18 protein-coding genes are annotated in these 20,427 nt (G+C 61.7%); 4 read left to right on the top strand and 14 right to left on the bottom strand.

Annotation, left to right across the window (positions count from 1 at the left end):
* Positions 1 to 17 precede the first annotated feature (17 nt).
* The 3 genes from AB8B29_RS16040 to AB8B29_RS16030 all read left to right on the top strand — a co-directional run bounded on the left by AB8B29_RS16040 (position 18) and on the right by AB8B29_RS16030 (position 3,007).
* Complete coding sequence (locus AB8B29_RS16040; protein WP_112442047.1) at positions 18 to 215, top strand: hypothetical protein; 198 nt, start codon at positions 18 to 20, stop codon at positions 213 to 215.
* Positions 212 to 1,633, top strand: coding sequence for a mandelate racemase (locus AB8B29_RS16035; RefSeq protein WP_047637704.1), 1,422 nt, complete (start codon positions 212 to 214; stop codon positions 1,631 to 1,633). Before AB8B29_RS16040 ends, AB8B29_RS16035 begins: the two co-directional genes overlap by 4 nt.
* 111 nt (positions 1,634 to 1,744) lie before the next feature.
* On the top strand, positions 1,745 to 3,007 hold the full coding sequence (locus tag AB8B29_RS16030; protein ID WP_047637705.1) for a Gfo/Idh/MocA family protein: 1,263 nt from the start codon (positions 1,745 to 1,747) through the stop codon (positions 3,005 to 3,007).
* Positions 3,008 to 3,056: 49 nt separating this feature from the next.
* Here the strand turns inward: AB8B29_RS16030 and AB8B29_RS16025 are convergent, their stop codons facing one another.
* From AB8B29_RS16025 to AB8B29_RS16010, 4 genes are all read right to left on the bottom strand, one after another.
* Entirely contained in the window at positions 3,057 to 3,644 is a 588-nt protein-coding gene (locus AB8B29_RS16025; protein WP_037195951.1) for a transglycosylase SLT domain-containing protein, read from the bottom strand.
* Positions 3,645 to 3,758: 114 nt separating this feature from the next.
* Positions 3,759 to 4,784, bottom strand: coding sequence for a hydroxyacid dehydrogenase (locus tag AB8B29_RS16020; RefSeq protein WP_037195954.1), 1,026 nt, complete (start codon positions 4,782 to 4,784; stop codon positions 3,759 to 3,761).
* The gene (locus tag AB8B29_RS16015; protein ID WP_037195956.1) at positions 4,781 to 6,637 is read right to left on the bottom strand and encodes a DUF2264 domain-containing protein; all 1,857 of its coding nucleotides are present in this window, start codon (positions 6,635 to 6,637) and stop codon (positions 4,781 to 4,783) included. Before AB8B29_RS16015 ends, AB8B29_RS16020 begins: the two co-directional genes overlap by 4 nt.
* A 39-nt stretch (positions 6,638 to 6,676) precedes the next feature.
* Positions 6,677 to 7,699, bottom strand: coding sequence for a LacI family DNA-binding transcriptional regulator (locus tag AB8B29_RS16010; protein ID WP_037195958.1), 1,023 nt, complete (start codon positions 7,697 to 7,699; stop codon positions 6,677 to 6,679).
* A gap of 149 nt (positions 7,700 to 7,848) precedes the next feature.
* Here AB8B29_RS16010 and AB8B29_RS16005 point away from each other — a divergent pair, with 149 nt between their 5' ends.
* Entirely contained in the window at positions 7,849 to 9,144 is a 1,296-nt protein-coding gene (locus AB8B29_RS16005; protein ID WP_037195960.1) for an ABC transporter substrate-binding protein, read from the top strand.
* A gap of 260 nt (positions 9,145 to 9,404) precedes the next feature.
* On the opposite strand, the gene AB8B29_RS16000 is transcribed toward AB8B29_RS16005, so the two are convergent.
* From AB8B29_RS16000 to AB8B29_RS15955, 10 genes are all read right to left on the bottom strand, one after another.
* A complete protein-coding gene (locus tag AB8B29_RS16000; protein WP_037195962.1) occupies positions 9,405 to 10,259 on the bottom strand; it encodes a 5'-nucleotidase, lipoprotein e(P4) family in 855 nt (284 codons plus the stop codon).
* Between the two features lie 303 nt (positions 10,260 to 10,562).
* Complete coding sequence (locus tag AB8B29_RS15995) at positions 10,563 to 12,293, bottom strand: ABC transporter substrate-binding protein (protein ID WP_037195963.1); 1,731 nt, start codon at positions 12,291 to 12,293, stop codon at positions 10,563 to 10,565.
* Positions 12,294 to 12,361: 68 nt separating this feature from the next.
* Positions 12,362 to 12,649 carry a DUF2160 domain-containing protein gene (locus AB8B29_RS15990; protein WP_037195965.1) on the bottom strand — a complete coding sequence of 96 codons (288 nt, stop codon included), beginning with the start codon at positions 12,647 to 12,649 and terminating at the stop codon, positions 12,362 to 12,364.
* A gap of 12 nt (positions 12,650 to 12,661) precedes the next feature.
* Positions 12,662 to 13,534, bottom strand: a complete 873-nt coding sequence (locus tag AB8B29_RS15985; protein WP_234903919.1) for a carbohydrate ABC transporter permease — start codon at positions 13,532 to 13,534, stop codon at positions 12,662 to 12,664.
* A 47-nt stretch (positions 13,535 to 13,581) separates the two neighbouring features.
* Entirely contained in the window at positions 13,582 to 14,454 is an 873-nt protein-coding gene (locus AB8B29_RS15980; protein ID WP_047553883.1) for a carbohydrate ABC transporter permease, read from the bottom strand.
* A gap of 2 nt (positions 14,455 to 14,456) precedes the next feature.
* Complete coding sequence (locus tag AB8B29_RS15975; RefSeq protein ID WP_047637707.1) at positions 14,457 to 15,527, bottom strand: ABC transporter ATP-binding protein; 1,071 nt, start codon at positions 15,525 to 15,527, stop codon at positions 14,457 to 14,459.
* 15 nt (positions 15,528 to 15,542) lie between these two features.
* Positions 15,543 to 16,625 (bottom strand): ABC transporter ATP-binding protein, encoded by a 1,083-nt coding sequence (locus AB8B29_RS15970; protein WP_037196176.1) that lies wholly within the window; start codon positions 16,623 to 16,625, stop codon positions 15,543 to 15,545.
* Positions 16,626 to 17,225: 600 nt separating this feature from the next.
* Positions 17,226 to 18,254 carry a zinc transporter ZntB gene (locus AB8B29_RS15965; RefSeq protein ID WP_047637928.1) on the bottom strand — a complete coding sequence of 343 codons (1,029 nt, stop codon included), beginning with the start codon at positions 18,252 to 18,254 and terminating at the stop codon, positions 17,226 to 17,228.
* A gap of 377 nt (positions 18,255 to 18,631) precedes the next feature.
* On the bottom strand, positions 18,632 to 19,273 hold the full coding sequence (locus AB8B29_RS15960; RefSeq protein WP_037195974.1) for a ThuA domain-containing protein: 642 nt from the start codon (positions 19,271 to 19,273) through the stop codon (positions 18,632 to 18,634).
* 24 nt (positions 19,274 to 19,297) lie between these two features.
* Positions 19,298 to 20,398: a Gfo/Idh/MocA family protein gene (locus AB8B29_RS15955; protein WP_037195976.1), complete on the bottom strand. Its 1,101-nt coding sequence runs from the start codon at positions 20,396 to 20,398 to the stop codon at positions 19,298 to 19,300.
* Between the last annotated feature and the right edge of the window lie 29 nt (positions 20,399 to 20,427).

The raw sequence follows: 20,427 nt of genomic DNA, 5'->3' as shown, positions 1-20,427 counted from the left end.
GGCAGGGAGGAGACATCATGAAGGGCGTTGGCATCATTCCCGATATGATTTGCCACCGGCGCTACCTGCTCGATAGTCTCTTCGGGCCGGCTCAGGCGCTCGGTAGCCTGATGCATTGTTGGATACAGCATCGGACCAACACGTCGAAGCCTGTCTGGAGTGCCGGTCAGCCGCAGACGATCGATTTCTTCGAAGGAAGCACCCAACCATCATGACAGAGTCATTGAAGATCAGGCTTGTCGAGGCCGAGGCATTCGAGCGCCCGGTCAAATTGCGGCTTCCCTTCCGCTTCGGGGCGGCGACCTTGAGGGAGGCGCGGCAGATTTTCCTGCGGGTGCGCATCGAGGATGCGAGCGGCCGTTCGGCTGGGGGGATGGCCGCCGAGCTGATGGTGCCGAAATGGTTCGACAAATCGCCCGAGCTTTCCAATGCCGACAATGAAAATCAGCTGCGCCGTTCGCTGGCTCTGGCACTCGATGCCCTGCGAGGCGCGGGCCTTGGAACGGCGTTTGGGCTGCATGCCGCCGTCGAGGCAACGCATCAGGCGCGGGCTGCGGCTGAAAAGCTGAACGGCCTCGTCGCCTCTTTCGGTCTTGCGCTCGCCAACAGGGCGATCCTCGATGCGCTCTGCCGGCTGGAAGGGCTGACGGTTGCGCAGGCGATCAGGGCGAACCGGCCCGGCATCGACTCTTCGACAGCGCACGATCTTTCCGGTTTCGATCTTTCCGGCTTCCTGTTGACATTGGAACCCGCCGGAAGCCTCGCTGCCCGCCACACCGTCGGTCTGGTCGATGCGATCGTGCCGGACGATATTCCGGTAGATGACCGTCTGAACGACGGCCTGCCGGAGAGCTTCGAGGAGGCGATCGACGCCTATGGCCTGACCTTCTTCAAGGTCAAGGTGTCGGGCGCTCCCGATGCCGATATCGACCGCCTCTGCCGTGTTGCTGCTGTCATCGACGCCAAGGTGCCTGCATACTCGGTGACGCTCGACGGCAATGAGCAGTTTTCATCCGCCGAGGCGGTCGCGGATCTGCTCGCCCGCATAAAGGAGGAGCCGAGGCTGGCGCGTTTCGCCGCTTCGATCCTGTTCGTCGAGCAGCCGATCGCACGTGCCTACGCTTTCGAGAAGTCGGTAAAGGCGCTTGCCGCATTCAAGCCGGTGGAGATCGATGAATCCGATGCCGATATCGATGCCTTCGTTACCGCCCGAGGGCTCGGTTATACCGGCATTTCCTCGAAGTCCTGCAAGGGTTTCTATCGCTCGCTATTGAACCGGGCACGCGTCGCCAAATGGAGCACCGAGGACGGCATACCCTATTTCATGTCGGCGGAGGATCTGACGACGCAGGGCGGCCTTGCCGTGCAGCAGGACCTGGCGCTCGCTTCGCTGATCGGCATGACGCATATCGAGCGCAACGGCCATCACTATGTCGATGGCATGGCCGGCGCGCCGGACGCCGAGCAGGCGGCTTTGGCCCGGGCCCATTCCGATCTCTATCGCGTGAGCAACGGCCGGACGCGGCTGCGGATCGAGGGCGGGCAGCTTGCGATCGGCTCCGTTATCAGTGCCGTCGGGCTTGGTTCGTCCGTGGAGCCGGACTGGACGGCGATGGAGGCATCGCTGAAATAGGACTCTGGTTAAGGTCAGGCTCGTTTTGTCTTTGATGCAGCGCCCAGGCAGCAAGGTGCGGCCAAACCCGGACTAGCCTGACCATCGCCATCACAGATTCTGGAGGAGCAGATGCAGTCATCGAAGAAACGCTACGTTCTGGTCGGTACCGGCAATCGCGGCGCGACCATGTGGGGCAAGGATCTGGTCGAGCGCTGGAGCGACGAGGTCGAACTCGTTGCAGTCTGCGATTTCAACGCCATGCGGGCCAAGCGGGCGCTCGACTATATCGGCGCGTCGGTGCCTGTTTATACCGATTTCGATGAGCTGCTGCGGGTCGAGAAACCGGATCTCGTCATCGTCTGCACCCGCGATTCCAGCCATGACGATCTGATCGTCAAGGCGATGGAATCCGGCGCCAACGTCATCAGCGAAAAGCCGATGACGACGACGGTCGACAAGATCAAGCGCATTCTCAATGCCGAGGCGCGCACCGGCAAGCGGCTGGATGTCTCCTTCAACTATCGCTTCGCGCCGACGGCGGCAAAGATCAAGGAGCTGATCAATTCCGGCGTTATCGGCGATGTCACCTCAGTCGATTTCCATTGGTATCTCGACACCAGCCATGGTGCGGACTACTTCCGCCGCTGGCATGCATTCGTCGAAAATTCCGGCAGTCTCTTCGTCCACAAGGCGACGCACCATTTCGATCTGCTGAACTGGTATCTGGATTCCGATCCGGAAACGGTTGCAGCCTTTGCCGATCTCAAGCATTACGGCCGCAAGGGTCCGTTCCGCGGCGAGCGCTGTCGTAACTGTCGCTACAAGGAGGAGTGCGACTATCATCTCGATATCGGCGCGACACCGCTGCTCGAAAGCCTCTATGAGGATCCGTCCACTGTCGACGGCTACGTGCGCGATGCCTGCGTCTTCCGCGAGGATATCGACATTCCGGACACGATGGTCGCCTCGATCCGCTACCGCAGCGGCGTCAACGTTTCCTATTCCTTGAATACCTACATGCCGATCGAAGGGCATCACATCGCCTTCAACGGCCACAAGGGCCGGATCGAGCTGCGGCAATACGAGAAGCAACACTGGACGACGCCACCGGCGGATGAGATCGTCGTCATGAAGAATTTCGGCGACGTCGAGCGGATATGGGTGCCGCATTCATCCGGCGGCCACTATGGCGGCGACGACCGGCTGCGCAACATGCTGTTGCGCTCCGGCCCGAACGACGAGCTCAAGCAACGCGCCGGTTCGCGCGCGGGTGCGATGTCGGTTCTCTGCGGCATCGCGGCGCTGGAGAGCAGCCGCACCGGCCAGCAGGTATCGATCGCCGACATCTGGGGCGAGGATGGCGGCTTGAACCTCTTGGAGCCGCGGCCTTAGGCCCGCAGCTACGTGTATTGCGGAAATTGCTCCGAAGTCGACCGCGCGATCAGCTGCAGCTCGGCAGCTGCTGCGCGTAGATCCTGGTCATGCCGTTGAAGCGCTTGGCGCCGGACAGTGCGGCGGAATTGCCGCGCCATGCCCCCTGCAGATAGCCCTTCGGGCCGGAGTAGTAGGCGAGATAGAGATCGTAGGAATCGTTCAGGGGAATGCCGGTCTGCAGATGCGTCTGGTAGTGATACCAGCCGACGAAATCGATGGCGTCGGCGAAGTTGGTGCGGCTCGCGGTCCAGTTGCCCGTCTCGCGCTTGTATTTGTCCCAGGTGCCATCGAGGGCCTGCGAATAGCCGTAGGCGGTCGTTGGACGCTTCCAGGGAATGAAGCCGAGCAGGTATCGCCTTGGCGGACGGGCGCGTGGCCGAAAGCCGGATTCGGTGTAAATCGTCGCCATCAGGATCGGCACCGGCACGCCGTATTTGCGCTCCGTGCGTTCGGCTGCCCGCTGCCAATTGTTGAACCAGCCGTCCCGCTGGTCGAAGATCGCGCAGATGTTGCGGGTGCGCGAGGGTGCGGTTGCGCAACCCGCCAGCACGCCGAGCAGCAACACAGCCAGAATGGAAAGCACGCGGGTACGCATAACTAGAACCTCTTCGATAAGAAGATTGCTAGCGCGGAATAATTAAAAACGGGTTGTTCGCCTGTGCCGAAATGGGGCGATTTCAGGGAGTTTTCATGGATTTGCTGCGTCGCATCATGCCATGCGCGCCATGTCCTCGCGGCGGATCGCGTGGAGCAGCGGCCGACCCTCGATGAAACGAATGGCTTCTTCGACTGCCATCTTGCCGAGGCGGGTCCGCTCGAGGCCGACGGCGCCGGCGATATGCGGCGTCAGGAAGATATTCGGCAGGTCGTAGAAGGCGGAATCCGCCTCCGGGATTTCCGGATCGGTGACATCGATGATCGCATCGATGCGGCCGGTCTTCAGCGTGGCGATCAACGCCGCCTCGTCGACCAAGGCACCGCGCGCGGTGTTAATAAAGGTCGCCCCCTCTTTCATCAGCGAGAGGCGCCGGGCGTCGATCATGTGCCGCGTCGCCGGCAGGGACGGCGCGTGCAGCGAGATGATGTCGGCTGATGCCATCAAGGCGTCCAGCTCGGTCTTCTCGGCGCCGAGGCGCGTGGCTTCTGCCTCATCGACCATGGGATCGTAGAGCAGGACCCGGTAGTCGAAGGGCGCGAGCAGTTCGATCACCCGCCTGCCGATGCGCGAGGCGCCGATGATGCCGACCGTGCGGCCATAATTGCCGATGGCTTCCGCCTGGATCGGCTGCGTTCGTTTGCGGTTGCGGTCGGCGACATAGAGATCGCGGAAGCGAAAGATCTTCTTGCCGGCAAAGATGATGGCGGCAAGCGTGAATTCGGCGACCGGGAGGGCATTGGCCTGCGCCGCATGGCTGACCGATATGCCGCGATCGAACAGGCTGTCTCCGAGCAGGCCCTTCACTGTACCGGCGGAATGAGCCACCAGCTTCAGATGCGGAGCCAGCGCCAGCGCCGCGGCATCGATCGCCGGCGAGCCCCAGCCGGTGATCAGGATTTCGGTTTCGGCGAGCAGTTTGCTTGCGCGGTCATCATCGAAGCGCTGCATCGGCGTTGCATCCAGCACGCGGCCGACCGTATCGAGGTGCTGGATCAGCACCTCCGGCAGGACGTGTTGCGTGCGGGTGGGTTGCATCGCAAAGGCAATGGCGGGACGTGTGGAGACGAATTGCGTCATGGCAGGCGACCGGGCGCCTCGATGGCGCTGACCGTGATGCCCTTGTCGGCCACGAGCGCGCGCAGGGCATCGATATCGGGCCTGGCGGGCGGCTTCGTCCAGATGCCGCCGACGGAGGAGGGATCCTTTTCAGCCAGAACTGCGGAAACGAGAATGGTTTGTCCTGAGGGGATCGTGGCGCGCAGCTGCGGCACCAGCGTCTTGGAAGCGATCAGGTTGGTGTTCGGCGGCGCCTTCTGCGCCAGCCCCTTGCGCTCGATCGTGGAGCCGAGATCGAGGATGCCGCTGAAATCCTCCTCGCCGATGACATAGGCCGCACCCGTCTCGGAGGAGAGCGTATCGACCTCGAAATCGCGCCGCGCGATGGCAAAGCCGCCTTCCGCCGTCTGAAGCGGCCGAGGCGTAGTGATCCTGTGAAGGCGGATGTGCCAGGGCGAGGCGGGGATGAGCCATGTCTCCACTGTCACATCAGCATAAGGCGACCATTTGGCATAGAGCGTGTCGCCGGCAAGTTTCGCCTCCTCGTTGGTCTCGCGGACGCGGTAATGCAGACCGTCGTCGCTGAAGGCGAGCATGCTGTCGAACGCACCGCCGGCAAAGATGCGCTCGTCGCTCTCGACGCTGAAGCCGTAGCGGGCCGAATAGGCGAACTTCGCGTATTTTTCGGCGCCGAAGCGCATCTGCTGGTTTTCCTGGCCGCTGGAGAGCGCCACGACATCGGCCTTGCTGCGCATCATCACCATGCCGGGATGCTTCTGCGGGACGATAGCCGGCTCATTTTCCAGCGGCTTTTCTTCTGCTGTCCAGAAGGGATGTGTTTCGGGAAGCGCCAAAGGCAGGAAGGCCTTGAAGGCCCAATAGGGTGAGCCGGCGGAATTGTAGTTTTCCGACATCAGCAGGTTGGGATAGGCAAAGCCGATCGGCAGGGTGCCGTCGCGATTGGCGATCGGCTTGTCGGCCCACCAGCGCAGGTGCCGTAGGCAAAGCCCCTTGATCTCGCCCCAGGGCAGCGCCTCGACATCGGCAAAGGCGAGCGCCGACCAGAAGCCGGCGCAGGCGAAGCGATAGGTCAGGCTGCGGCCGAAGGGGATGGTGGCGCCATCTGGCGCAAACCAATGGCGGAAATCTTTGGCGAAGAGCATGGCGCGTTCGCGGTAGCGCTCGGCGCGGTCGTCATTGACGAGCTTGGAATAAATCAGCCCGTAGAAGTGCATCGCGAAGGGAACGTAATGGTCGATGCGCCTGATATCGCCGTCGCGATACCAGCCGTCGGCGATATAGAAGCCATCCAGCTCTGTCAGATAATTCTCCGTCAGGCTGCGGTCGAAGGAGGCCCCGAGCCGGTCGAGCGCGATATCCACGAAGATGCGGAAGAATTTCCAATTGTTGTCGGCATAGTCGAAAGTGCGAGCATGCTTGAGATAGGCGATGAGATTGTTCCGCGCGCGCGCATCGAGCGGTTCCCAGATCTTTTCGGGCACCAGCGCGAGCGCAAAGCCGAGCGCTGCAAGCTCGACCATGCGCTGATCGCGACCGTTGACAGTGCCCCAATATTCCGGATGGTCGGGATCGACGCCATTGGCGAGCCCCTCGGCATAACGGTCCCAATGACCGAAATCGCCGCCGCCGGCGCCGAATGGCGCAAGGCCCCAGAGCGGGCGGGCGAATCCTTCGAGATCGGCGGCCGCCCGGTCGAAATGGGCGCCTGCCGCGTCGATGCGGACACGGGCATTGCCCTCGGAGAAATAGGGCAGGAGCGGATCGAACAGGTCGGTCAGCGCCCGCCGCATGTCGGTGAGGTTCTTCAACGGGTTGCCGGCAAGCGGATTGGTGCTGGCGGGGTCGTAGATCATCGGTGTGGCTCTCTCGATTGGTTCCGCTGCGGGGAAGGCTCAGGTTTCGGGTGGGAGGGTACCGCCGGCGACCGGTATAACGCCGTGGCAAACGTGGCGTGCCGGCGCATCGCGGTCGCGGAAGCGGGCGATCATCAGGCTTATGGCCTCGCGCCCCAGCGCTGCGCGGTCGACACGCATGGTCGCCAGCCTGGGATTGGTCATCAGCGCGCAGGGCAGGTCGTCGAAGCCGACGATGGCGAAATCCTCCGGCACGCGCAGGCCGGCTTCGGTCACGGCGTCGAGCACGCCGACGGCAATGAAATCATTCATGCAGAAGGCGGCTGTAAAGCCCTCATCCGCAGCGAGGATCGCGGCTGTTGTATCATGGGCCTCCTGGCTGGAGCTGCCCCGGAAGTTCATCGGCACGATACGGCCATGCGCCCCCTCGACGGATGCGATCGCGGCTTCGAAGCCACGGATGCGCTCGCGGATGGTCTGGCGATGAGAACCGGTCAGGTGCAGGATGTGGCGGTGGCCGGCATCGAGCAGCCGCCGCGTCGCGTTGTAGGCGCCGAAGAAATTCGAGGGTGAAACCCCGTCGAAGCGCAGTTTCGGGTCCGTGCCGTTGACGAGAACGGTGGGCGTGCCGCTTGCCTCGAGCCATCGGCACAGCTCCTCGGAGGGATCTATGCCGACAAGGAAGAGGCCCTCGGCGCCGGCAGCCTGCAGATATTCCATCACCAGATTCGGTTCGGTGCGGGCCTCGCGGATGAGGCGAATGTCGAAGCGCATGCCGCGTTCGGCGGCGCCGGCGCGCAGGCCTTCCAGAATGCCTTCGTAGAAAACGCTCAAACCGCCCGTAACGCTATCGCTGGCGATCAGCGCTAGGCCGCCCGCCTCCGCCTCCACAGCCGTCTTCAGCGGGTAGCCGAGATCACCAGCCACCTTGAAGATATGCTGGCGGATCATGTCGCTGATTCCGGGTTCATTGGTCAGCACGCGCGACACCGTCGAAACGGAGACGCCGGCTGCGGCAGCAATATCGGCTTGCCTGATACGTTTGGATCGAACATCGCTCATATCGCAATTGTTATGCAAAATTGTGCAAATTTGCAACAAAGAGTTTTTTATTGCGTAGCGCAATGAAATTGCATATCTTCGCTCGGAATTGTCCGCTGAAGACGTCGGGAGACCGTCGCGGATGACAACGCAAGAGAAGGAGGAATCTCATGCGCATGAATCGCCGCTCATTCATGATCGGAACTGCCGGAGCTGCTGCGGGTCTCGCGTTCGGGGGAGGGGCGATGCCGGCCTTCGCCGACGCCACGCAACTGCGGGCGATGTGGTGGGGCTCGCCCGATCGCGGCAAGCGCACGGTCGCCGTCGCCGAACTGTTTCACAGCAAGAATCCCGATCTGTCCGTCATCGGCGAGAGCATCAGCGGTGACGGCTACTGGGCCAAGCTTGCGACTGGCATGGCCAGCCAGAACATCGCCGATGTCTTCCAGCTCGAGCCGAGCACGATTTCCGATTATTCCAAGCGCGGCGCCTGCATGCCGCTCGATCAGTTCGTGCCCTCGACGCTGAATGTCGACAGTTTCGGCAAGGATGTGCTGAAGCTCACGACCGTCGACAGCAAGCTTTACGGCGTCGGCCTTGGGCTCAATTCCTTCGCGATGTTCTATGACGAGGACATGTTCAAGAAGACCGGCCTGACGCCGCCCGGCCCCACCACGACATGGGCAGACTATGCGGATCTTGCCGTTGAGATGACCAAGGCGGCCGGCAAACGCGGCTATTGGGGCGGGCCTTATGGCGCGCGCTACAATTATGTTCTCGATGTCTGGCTGCGCCAGCGCGGCAAGAGCCTTTTTACCGAGGAGGGCGGGCTCGGCTTCGGCGTCGACGATGCCAAGGAATGGTACAGCTACTGGGAAGAGCTGCGCAAGCGCGGCGGCACGGTCTCCGCCGATGTCCAGACGCTCGACCAGAACGTCATCGAAAGCAATTGCCTGGCTCTCGGCAAATCGGCCATCGGCATGGCCTATTCCAACCAGCTCGTCGGCTATCAGCTCGTGGTCAAGAGCAAGCTCGCCGTCACGATGCTGCCGCGCGAAAAGAAAGACGGCCCCTCCGGCCATTACTATCGCCCGGCGCTGATCTGGAGCGTGGGCGCCACCAGCAAGAACGGCGAAGCGGCGGCGAAATTCATCAATTTCTTCGTCAACGATGTCGAAGCAGGCAAGATCCTCGGCGTCGAGCGCGGTGTGCCGATGTCGCCCGCCGTGCGCGCCGCCATCCTGCCGACGCTTAATCCGGTAGAGCAGCAGACGGTGCAATATATCGAGCTGCTCAAGGATCAGGTCGGCACCTATCCCGTGCCGGCGCCGCTCGGCTCCGGAGAATTCGACCAGAACGTCGCGCGTCCCGTCGCCGACCAGCTCGCCTTCGGCAAGATCACGGTCGCCGAGGCGGCCAAGAGACTGGTGGAGGAAGGTGCGACGAAGCTGAAGCGGAAGAGCTGATTGAAGGCCGGCTATGTGAGTGGATGACGGTGAGGCTGGTTCGGCTTTGCCTTGATTCTGTGCCTGGCCCCTCACCCCAACCCTCTCCCCGCAAGCGGGGCGAGGGAGTTATCATGCCTGACTTAGCTTCAGTCTTCCTGAAGACCAGCGGTTTCTCGATCGTCCCTTCTCCCCGCTTGCTGGGAGAAGGCTAGGATGAGGGGCCAGGCACTAAGGTTCCACAGACTTGAACGTGCCTGACAATCACCCTCGAACGACGGCTACTTCCCATCCCAGGGCTTCAGCGCATCCTGCTTCATCTGCCGCTGCTTTTCAGGCGGCAACTTGTAATCCCCCTTGTAGGGGGCGCTCTCGAACGAGCCGTAGGTCGGGTTGGCGATGGCGATCCAGTCATGGCCGAAGTGGGCGGAGTTGGCCTCGAAGACCTTCTGGCGCTCCTCGACCGAGCCCTTGTAGTCGTCGGTGAAGTCGCCGAAATTGTCGCCGAACATCAAGAGGATGCGGTAGTTCTTGGCGATGAAGGCGCGGCGCGTGCCCTTGGCGGAGCCCCAATCGGGCTGTTCCTTGGCGCTGAGGAAAGTGTCGACATTGTCGCCCATCGGAAAGCCGAAGCGCTTCATTTCCTCGACGGTCGGCTTTTCTTCATCGGCAGTGCGGTTGGTGACGTAGAAGACCTTGACGCCCTTCGAGGCTGCATATTGCGTGAAGTCGACCGCGCCCGGGATCGGCTTGTCCTGCTGGGCATTCACATATTTCGTCCAGCTATCCGGCGTGAAGCTGGTGCCCGCCGTGATGTTGTGCGCCTGATAGGGCGAGGTATTGAGCACGGTGTCATCGACATCGAGGATGATGGCCGGCGGGAAATCCTGGAAACTGCCCGTTTGCTCGACCGGTGCTGCCGTCCAGTTCTTGTCGGCAAGCGCTTCGTCAAGCCGGAGGCGTGCGAGCGCATAGGCGCCAAGCGCATTGGCCTGGGCTTCGACCGAGGTTTGATCCCAGAGAACGGCGTTGAGATTATCGTCCGGCATGGCGGCCGGCACATCGGCGGCAAAAGCAGGCACGGCTGCAGCGAGGCCGAACACGAATGCCAGGCGTCCAAAGTATCTATTTCTCACTCCGTTCTCCTTTATGAAATTCTGTAAAATCAACGGGTCGCATCAACGATTTCAAACAGGCGTGAAAGTCTTGATCCGGGTAAGGATAGTTTGCGCGCGGATGGAATGTGTCAAGCATATGACAACTGGTTGCACCCCGATTCGGCTGATTTTGGTTGATGACCCCGCCCGAGCCCATCGCCGGGGTGCCGTACGAAGGTCCCGTTGACGCGCGCCTGAGAAGTGTTTGGGCTGGGAACAGCAAAATGCCGGGGCCTTTTCAGACCCCGGCACAGCCGCATCTCCTCAATCGATCGATCGGGTTTATTTGGCCGAGTCGGCCCAGCTCTTCACCAGTTCGTCGTAGTTGACGGTGACCGGCTTTTCCTTCTCGGTCGCGATCTTCAGCTGCGGAGCGAGATGGCCGTTCTTGACGGCATCGGCGTTCCAGTAGGCGAGATCGTGTTCCTCGGCGAGCTTCGGGCCGATATCGCCCTGAACGCCGGCGCGTTCGATGCGCTGCATCACCTTTTCCTGATCGGCGCAAAGGGCGTCCATGGCGCCTTGTGCGTCCTTGGCACCCGATGCGGCATCGCCGATCGCCTGCCACCAGAGCTGTGCCAGCTTCGGATAATCAGGAACGTTCGTGCCGGTCGGCGACCATTGCACGCGTGCCGGCGAGCGGTAGAATTCGATCAGACCGCCGAGTTCCGGCGCACGCTTGGTGAAGCTCTTGTCGCGGATGGTGGATTCACGGATGAAGGTGAGGCCGACATGGCTCTTCTTCACGTCCACCGTTTTCGAGGTCACGAACTGCGCGTAGAGCCATGCGGCCTTGGCGCGGTCGACCGGCGTCGATTTCATCAGCGTCCAGGAACCGACGTCCTGATAGCCGAGCTTCATGCCGTCTTTCCAGTAGACGCCATGCGGAGACGGTGCCATGCGCCACTTCGGCTTGCCGTCGGCGTTCATGACCGGCAGGCCGGGCTTGACCATGTCGGCGGTGAAGGCCGTGTACCAGAAGATCTGCTGGGCGACGTTGCCCTGCGCCGGAACCGGACCGGATTCCGAGAACGTCATGCCCTGGGCTTCCGGCGGTGCATAGGCCTTCAGCCAATCGAGATATTTCTGGATGGAGTAGACGGCAGCGGGGCCGTTGGTGTCGCCGCCGCGGGCGACGCAGGAGCCGACAGGGCGGGAATTGGCATCGACCTTGATGCCCCATTCGTCGACGGGCAGGCCGTTCGGCAGGCCCTTGTCGCCGTTGCCGGCCATGGAAAGCCAGGCATCGGTGAAGCGCCAGCCGAGCGATGGGTCCTTCTTGCCATAGTCCATATGGCCGAAGACCTTCTTGCCGTTGACGTCGCGGCCGGTGAAGAACTGGGCGATATCCTCATAGGCCGACCAGTTGACCGGCACGCCGAGATCGTAGCCGTACTTGGCCTTGAAATCGGCCTTGTTCTTCTCGTCGTTGAACCAGTCGTAGCGGAACCAATAGAGGTTGGCGAACTGCTGGTCGGGAAGCTGGTAGAGCTTCTTGTCCGGAGCGGTGGTGAAGCTGGTGCCGATGAAATCGGGGATATCGATGCCGGGATTGGTGACGTCCTTGCCCTCGCCCGCCATCCAGTCGGTCAGGTTGCGCACCTGCTTGTAGCGCCAATGGGTGCCGATCAGGTCGGAATCGTTGACCCAGCCGTCATAGAGGTTCTGGCCGGTCTGCATCTGCGTCTGGATCTTTTCGACGACGTCGCCTTCCTGGATGACGTCATGCGTGACCTTGATGCCGGTGATGGCGGTGAAGGCCGGTGCCAGAACCTGCGATTCGTACTGGTGGGTCGTCAGCGTTTCCGAGACGACCTTGATCTCCATGCCCTGGAAGGGCTTGGCCGCGTCGATGAACCACTGCATTTCCTTTTCCTGGTCGGCGCGCGAGAGCGTCGAGAGATCGCCGATCTCCTTGTCCAGGAATGCCTTGGCTTCGTTCATGCCGGCATGAGCCGTGCCGGCCAAGGCCAGCAGGGCGACTGCCGTCGTCGTTAAGAGATGTCTTCGCATAAATTCCTCCCTACAGGTTGCGAGTATATTCCCAGGCGGCCAGACCCCGGCCTCCGTACCAGTTTGCTTCAGACCAGACGGAAGACGCCGATGGCGTAGACCACGGAAAGAGCAAGAGCCCACCACAGGCTGGGGCCTCCCAGGCCCAGCCAGCCGATGTGGATGAAGGCGGCGCCGAGCAGCGAGATGAACAGCCGGTCGCCGCGTGTCGTTTCGAAATGCAGGATGCCGACGCGCGGATTGCCGCCGGGCGAAACATATTCCCAGACCGCCATGCCGATCAGCAGCACCAGGATCGTCGAGAAGAACAGCGCTGTCGGCAGCGTCCAGGCCATCCAGGAAAAATCTGTGTTCATGGCGGTTTCCCTTCAGACGCGGCCGAGCGCGAAGCCCTTGGCGATGTAGTTGCGGACGAAATAGATGACGAGCGCGCCGGGGACCAAGGTCAGCACGCCGGCGGCGGCAAGCAGGCCCCAGTCCATGCCCGAGGCCGAGACCGTTCGCGTCATGATGGCGGCGATCGGCTTGGCGTCGGTCACCGTCAGCGTGCGGGCAATCAAAAGCTCGACCCAGGAGAACATGAAGCAGAAGAAGGCAGCGACGCCGATGCCGCTGGCGATCAGCGGAATGAAGATCTTGATGAAGAAGCGCGGGAACGAATAGCCGTCGATATAAGCCGTCTCGTCGATCTCCTTCGGCACGCCGGACATGAAGCCTTCGAGGATCCAGACCGCGAGCGGCACGTTGAACAGGCAATGCGCCAATGCCACTGCGATATGGGTGTCGATCAGGCCGAAGGCGGAATAGAGCTGGAAAAAGGGCAGCGCGAACACCGCCGGCGGCGCCATGCGGTTCGTCAGCAGCCAGAAGAACACGTGCTTGTCGCCGAGGAAGCGGTAGCGCGAGAAGGCATAGGCCGCGGGAAGGGCGCAGGCAACCGAGATCACCATGTTCATGACGACATAGGTGATCGAGTTGATATAGCCCTTGTACCAGGACGGATCGGTGAAGATGATCGTGTAATTGCGCAGTGTCGGCGCGTGCGGATAGAGCGTCAACCCGTTGACGATCTCCTCGTTGGTCTTGAAGCTCATGTTGACGAGCCAGTAGATCGGCAGGAGCAGGAAGACGATGTAGATCGCCGGCACCAGCCAGGACCATCGGCCCTTCTCGCTCTGCCTACGCGCAACCTGCGCGCCGGCAGCGGCGGCATTGCCTGTTGTCGCGCCGGAGACTGCCATCTTGTGCAGCGCGGCGTCGTCGGCCGTGGTGGACAGGGGTTTGCCGCTCATTGGCTTGCTCCCGCATCGTAATTGGTCATGACGGTGTAGAAGACCCAGGACAGAAGCAGCACGATAAGGAAGTAGACGAGCGACATGGCCGCCGCCGGGCCGAGGTCGAACTGGCCGAGCGCCATCTTCACGAGATCGATCGACAGGAAGGTCGTCGAGTTGCCGGGGCCGCCGCCGGTGACGACGAAGGGTTCGGTATAGATCATGAAACTATCCATGAAACGCAGCAGCACGGCGATCAGCAGCACCCGGTTCATCTTCGGCAGCTGGATGTAGCGGAAGACGGACCAGCGCGAGGCGCCGTCGATCTTGGCCGCCTGGTAGAAGGCGTCGGGAATGGAGGCGAGGCCGGCATAGCAGAGCAGCACGACGAGGCTCGTCCAGTGCCAGACGTCCATGAGGATGATCGTCGCCCAGGCGTCGACCGGATCGGAGACGTAGTTGTAGTCGATGCCGAGGCCGACGAGGACATAGCCCATCAGGCCAATGTCGCTGCGGCCGAAGACCTGCCAGATCGTGCCGACGACGTTCCAGGGAATCAGCAGCGGCAGGGCCATCAATACGAGGCAGACCGGCACGCCGACACCCTTCTTCGGCATATTAAGGGCGATGAAGATGCCGAGCGGCACTTCGATCGCCAGGATGACGAAGGAGAAGATCAGGTTGCGGAACATAGCATCCCAGAAACGGCCGGAATGCAGGATCTGCTCGAACCAGCTGGTGCCCGCCCAGAAGAAGACGTTGTTGCCGAAGGTATCCTGCACCGAATAGTTCACTACCGTCATCAAGGGAATGACGGCGGAAAAGCCGACCAGCAGCAGAACGGGAATGAGCATGAACCAGGCTTTGTTGTTCCAGGTCTTGTCCATCGTCAGGCTCCCATCTCGATGCGCCAGGAGTCGGCGTAGATATTGATGCCGGCGGGATCGAAGGCGATATGCGGCTCGGCCGGCACCGCCTGGTCCTCGCCGATGACAGCGACGATATCCTGACCATCCAGCTTGGCGCGGACCACCTTGCGGCGGCCGAGATCCTCGACCTTGGTGACGGTGGCGGGAATGCCCTCGCGGCCGATGCGGACGAATTCCGGACGGATGCCGAGTTCGGAGCGGCCGGCGCGTTTTTCCAGCAGCGCGCCGGGCAAGATGATCGTACGGTTGCCGAGGCGCGCGTTGCGGCCTTCGATTTCGACCGGCATGACATTCATGCCCGGCGAGCCGATGAAATAGCCGACGAAGGTATGGCGCGGGCGTTCGAACAGGTCGTTCGGCGTGCCGATCTGCACCACCTCGCCATTGTACATGACAACCACCTTGTCGGCGAAAGTCAGCGCTTCCGTCTGGTCGTGGGTGACGTAGACCATGGTAAAGCCGAAGCGACGATGGAGCTGTTTCAGCTGCGAACGCAGCACCCACTTCATATGCGGGTCGATGACCGTCAGCGGCTCGTCGAAGAGGATCGCGTTGACATCGGAGCGCACGAGACCGCGGCCGAGCGAGATCTTCTGCTTGGCGTCGGCCGTCAGCCCGCGCGCCTTGCGATGAGCGCTGTCGGAAAGGCCGATCATTTCGATGATCTCATCGACCTTGCGCTTTACATCGGCTTCCGGAACATGCCGGTTGCGCAGCGGGAAGGCGAGGTTGTCGTAGACGGTCATCGTGTCGTAGACGACCGGGAACTGGAAGACCTGGGCGATGTTGCGCTCCTGGGTCGATAGCCGGGTCACGTCCTTGCCGTCGAACAGGATGCGGCCCTCGGAGGCTTGCACCAGGCCCGAGACGATATTGAGCAAAGTGGTCTTGCCGCAGCCGGACGGTCCGAGCAGCGCATAGGCGCTGCCGTCTTCCCAGCTATGGTTCACTTCCTTCAGCGCGTAGTCCGCATCGGATTTGGGATGGTCGTTGTAGGCGTGCCTGATGTGGTCAAGATCGATACGTGCCATTGGCGATGTCTCTCCTCAGGCGGCTTGTTGCAGGTCGGGAGCGACGGCGGCGCCATCGGTGTCGAAGACCATGATGTGGCGGGGGTCGATATAGACATCGATCGCATCATCGACGTCGATATCCTGGACGCCCTGGGTTAGCATCACCCAGCGCCGACCGGAAAAATCGAGATGGATGAAGCTTTCCGAGCCGGTGATCTCGGTTACCATCACTTTCGCCGGCGCGGCGACGGCTTCCGGCGTCTGCGGCGCAAGGGCCAGGTGATGCGGCTGGAAGGCGATCGTGTAGCGGCCGTCCGGCTGGCTTTCGAGGCCTTGCGGCACGGGCAGGTGGATATTCTCGTCCAGCACGAATTCCCTGCCGCGCTTGTTCAGCATTATGGTGTTCAGCGGCGGATCGGCGAAGGTGGTCGCGGTGATCAGGTCCTTCGGATTGCGGAAGACTTCGATCGTCGATCCGAATTGTGTGATGCGTCCCTCCGACAGGGTCGCGGTATTGCCGCCAAGGAGCAGCGCCTCGGAGGGCTCGGTGGTGGCGTAGACGAAGATGGCGCCGGATTCGGCGAAAATCTTCGGCAGTTCGGCGCGCAATTCCTCGCGCAGCTTGTAATCGAGATTGGCGAGCGGTTCGTCGAGCAGCACCAGCCCTGCCTTCTTGACGATGGCGCGGGCAAGCGCCGTGCGCTGCTGCTGGCCGCCGGAGAGGCTGAGCGGCAGGCGATCGAGGAAGGGGCCGAGTCGCAGGATGTCGGCGGCCTTCTTCACTTCCCGGTCGATGGTTGCCGCATTCGCGCCGCTGAGGCGCATGGGCGAGGCGATATTGTCGTAGACGGTCATGGCGGGGTAGTTGATGAACTGCTGGTAGACCATGGCGACGTTGCGGCGCTGCACCGGCAGGCCGGTGACGTCGGCGCCGTCGACATGGATCGTGCCCGTGGTCGGCTTGTCGAGGCCGGCCATCAGCCGCATCAGCGATGTCTTTCCCGAAAGCGTCGGCCCAAGAAGCACGTTCAGCGTGCCGCGCTGCAGCGTCAGGTTCGTTTCCGCGATATGCGTCTCGCCGGTGACCGACTTCGAGACGCCTTTGAGTTCAAGCACGATAAATTCCCTCCATGCGTCGCAGGCCGATGCCGCCACGAGGATTTCAAGAAGACTGATCCGTCCGGATCGGGCTATGCCTTCACCGGGTGCCGTCTATTGCCGAGGCTATGGTCGTAGAAAGAATTGCATCGATCCGCCTGCGCAAACGTCGTGGCAGCGAAAACCAAGGTGCGCGAGGTTGATGGCGGCGGTGCGGCTTGCTGTGCCGTACTTCGTGCCATTTCCGATACGGATCTGATGTCTGGACAATGATACCTCCCCCGTTTCGATTTGCACCCCTCACGCGAAAACCGAAACAAGAATGACGATAAATGAAGATAAAGGAATGTCAAACGAAAACTGGTCGCGTTTCAGTTTCGCTTCATAAATCTCGCCCAGGTCTTATTTTAGCAAAAAATAACAAAACGGATAACCGATTGATCGGGATCGGAAATATAGGGAAACCATATTTCAGACCCGAAAGGCGGGTGGATGGTTTCAGGCTGCTCAGGGACCTTTGATCGCCTGGCCAATGCTCCGCTCGTCGGCCGGGATTGCCTGCTGCCTATTCGAAAGGATTGCCTGCGCCATGGGCTTGGCCTAACCGAGAGCCGGGCGTTAAAGCCAGTTGATGCGCTTCAGCACCCAGAGGGTGGCGATCGATGTGATCGTCACGAAGAGGACGATGACGACGAAGGCCCAGGTGTCGTTGACGCCGGGAATGCCGCCGACATTCATGCCGAACAGGCCGGCCACCACGCTCGGCGGCAGGAGCAGGGCAGCTAGGGCGGCGAGGCGGTTGGAATTGCGGGCGATGCGCTCGCTGATGACGGTCGACAGGTCGTCATGCAGGATGCTGGTGCGATCGCGGATGGCGTCGAGATACTCGATATAGCGCATCAGCTTGTCGATGACCTCGCGCAGGCGCAGCTTATCGCGTTCGGCAAGCCAGGGCGCGTCGTCATGTTCGATGCGGTTCAGCGCATCGCGTTGCGGCGCCAGGTAACGGCGAAGCTGCACGGCGCGGCGGCGCAGCAGCTTCAGGCGTTCGCGCACCTGACCGGCCTCGCCGTGAAAGATCAGCTCATCGAGCTCATCCACCTCTTCGTCCATGGCGTCGAGCACGGGTTCGAGATCGCGCACCAGCTTGTCGGCGATCAGGGCGAGCAGCTCACCGGAACGCTGCGGCCCCTTTTTCTTTTCCAGCGACAGGCGGATATCGCGCAGCGCCGTGATGTAGTGGCCGCTGTCGCGCAGGGAGATGATGCGATTGCCATCGACCCAGAGATGCAGAGGCACCAGATCGATATCGGCGGGCTTCTGCGTCGTGCCATCGGGCGATGTCGCGCAGACGCCGCGCAGGATGATCAACAGTCCGTCGCCTACCGGTTCGACACGCGGACGAGATTCTTCTTCCAGCAGCGCCTCGACCACGAAAGGATCAAGATTGCTCCTGTGGGTGATCCAATCGGCGGTTGCCGGATGGTCGCGCTCAAAATGCAGCCAGGTGACGCCCTCTCCGGGCTTGCAGGAACCGACCTGATCCATGCTGAGCTGCCTGCAGCCACCATGCCCGTCGAGCAGGGAGGCGAAACGCAATCCCGGTTCGGTGCCGTAGCTGACCGACGAGCTGTTGGGTGCTTCCATGGCGCCTTGATCCATCCCACCCCCATGGCAACGAAAAGCGCAAGCAGCACAAGAGTTTGTGGCTTGCTGGCGGTATTTTATCAGTTCGGGTCAAGGTAGCAAGGTGAAGGGTGACCGGTTTCTCATGCCGGTATGAGGTACAGGGCCACTAAAGTTCCTGAAGCCTCCTGGGCCCCTCATCCAGCCTATCGGCCACCTTTTCCCGGTCGGCACGGGGAGAAGGGGATGGGGCACCCGCAGCCTTCCTTCCAGCCTATCGAGAGGCGAGGGATCGGGATCGTCCCCTCTCCCCGTGCGCGGGGAGAGGGCTAGGGTGAGGGGCAACTCTTGCTCGCATTAAATGACGGGCAATCCTTGCCAGAAAGAGGCAGGCGCCCTCAGCGCGCCGCCCAGTTGGCGCCGCGGCGGAAGATCGTTTTCATCTGAGGCACGTCGAATTCCTTGGCCTGGTGGCCGAGCGAGGAATAGAAGACGCGGCCCTTGCCGTATTTGCGCTTCCAGGCCACCGGCATGACGACGCCGTCGATCCAGTAGGCGTGCTCGCCGGTGAAGGTCGTGGTCGCCAGCACCTCGTTCGACGGGTCGACATGCATGTAATATTGCTCGGACGTGTAGGGGAAATCGGTGATTCCTTCCATGATCGGATCGTCCGGGCGGGTTATGTTGACGGTATAGTCGATGATGTTGCCGGGATGGGCGACCCATTGGCCACCGATGATAAACTGGTACTCGACGCTCTCTCGGAATGAGTCGCCGGCGCCGCCGTGATAGCCGGCGATGCCGACGCCGCTCTCGATTGCGGCGGCAAGATTTTTCACCTCTTCCTTCTCGATCTTCGACATGGTGACGATCGGCACGATCAGGCTGAGATCGTGGATCGAGGGATCGGCAAAGGCTTCGGTGCTGTTTTCGAGATAGACCTTGAAGCCGTCCTCCTCCAGCATGTCGCGGATGATATGGGCGCATTCCTGCGGCTCGTGGCCGCTCCAGCCGCCCCAGACGATAAGTGCTTCACGCATGATATTCCTCCTGAAATTGCGCGGTTAGCGGCCGATTTTTCCGTCCACGAGGGATTCGGACAGCGGGGCCGGACGTTCCGTTTGCGTTGTTATGGTGACCGTGCGCCCGCTATCGGACGCGGTCTGGAAGGCTTCCATGACCTCGAGCACGTGCAGCGCCAGGCTGCCATTGGCCCGGTGCGGACGGTTCGAGCGGATGGCATGCGCCATATCGGCGACGCCGAGAGAGCGGTAATTGCCGTCGGCATAGGGAGCCGTGATTTCGCGCTCCGCGAACTCGCCGCCTTTCTTCAGGAACTCGACGGGGCCGCCGAAGCGATTGGGGTCGGGCACGATCAAAGTGCCCTCGGTGCCGTAGACTTCGAGCGGCACATGCTTGTGGCCGGCGACGTCGAAGCTCATGCCGATCTGCACGACCGCGCCATTGGCAAAGGCCATGACGCCGGCGACGTGGGTCGCGACATGCACGGGGATGTGCTCGCCATTGCGCGGCTCGCTGGTGATGATGCGCTCCTTGCGCGGCGTCACGGCAAAACCTGCGACCTGTGAGACGGGGCCGAGCAGATTGACGAGGTCGGTGATGTAGTAGGGACCCATGTCGAGCATCGGGCCGCCGCCGATTTCGTAATAGAAAGCCGGATTCGGATGCCAGCGCTCATGACCGGGACACATGAAGGTGGCGGTGCCGCCGACCGGGATACCGATTGCGCCTTCATCGATGATGGCGCGGGCCGTCTGATGGCCGCCGCCGAGAAAGGTATCGGGCGCCGCGCCGATGCGCAGACCCTTGGCGGTAGCCGCCTCCGCAAGCTGCTTGCCTTCGGCGAAATTGATGCCGAGCGGCTTTTCCGAATAGGTGTGCTTGCCGGCATCCAGCGCCTGCAGGCCGACCGCGACATGCGCCTTCGGGATGGTCAGGTTGACGATGATCTCGACCGTGGGATCAGCGAGCAGGGCTGCGATCTCAACCGCCTTCAGGCCGAATTCGGCGGCCTTTGCCTCCGCAAGCTCGCGATTGAGGTCGGCGACGCCTTTGATGTCGAGAATGGGAAAGGATTTCATGGCGGTGAGATAGGCGCCGGAAATGTTTCCGCAGCCGATAATGCCGATGCCGACCTTGTTCATAGACTTCCTCCAGATAATTGTCTTTGCCT

This window comes from Rhizobium sp. 11_C7_N12_5, assembly GCF_051811145.1.
GTDB classification, from domain to species: Bacteria; Pseudomonadota; Alphaproteobacteria; order Rhizobiales; family Rhizobiaceae; genus Rhizobium; species Rhizobium lusitanum.
Note: the sequence above shows the minus strand (reverse complement) of the source record. Positions and strands in the feature narration are given on the sequence as shown.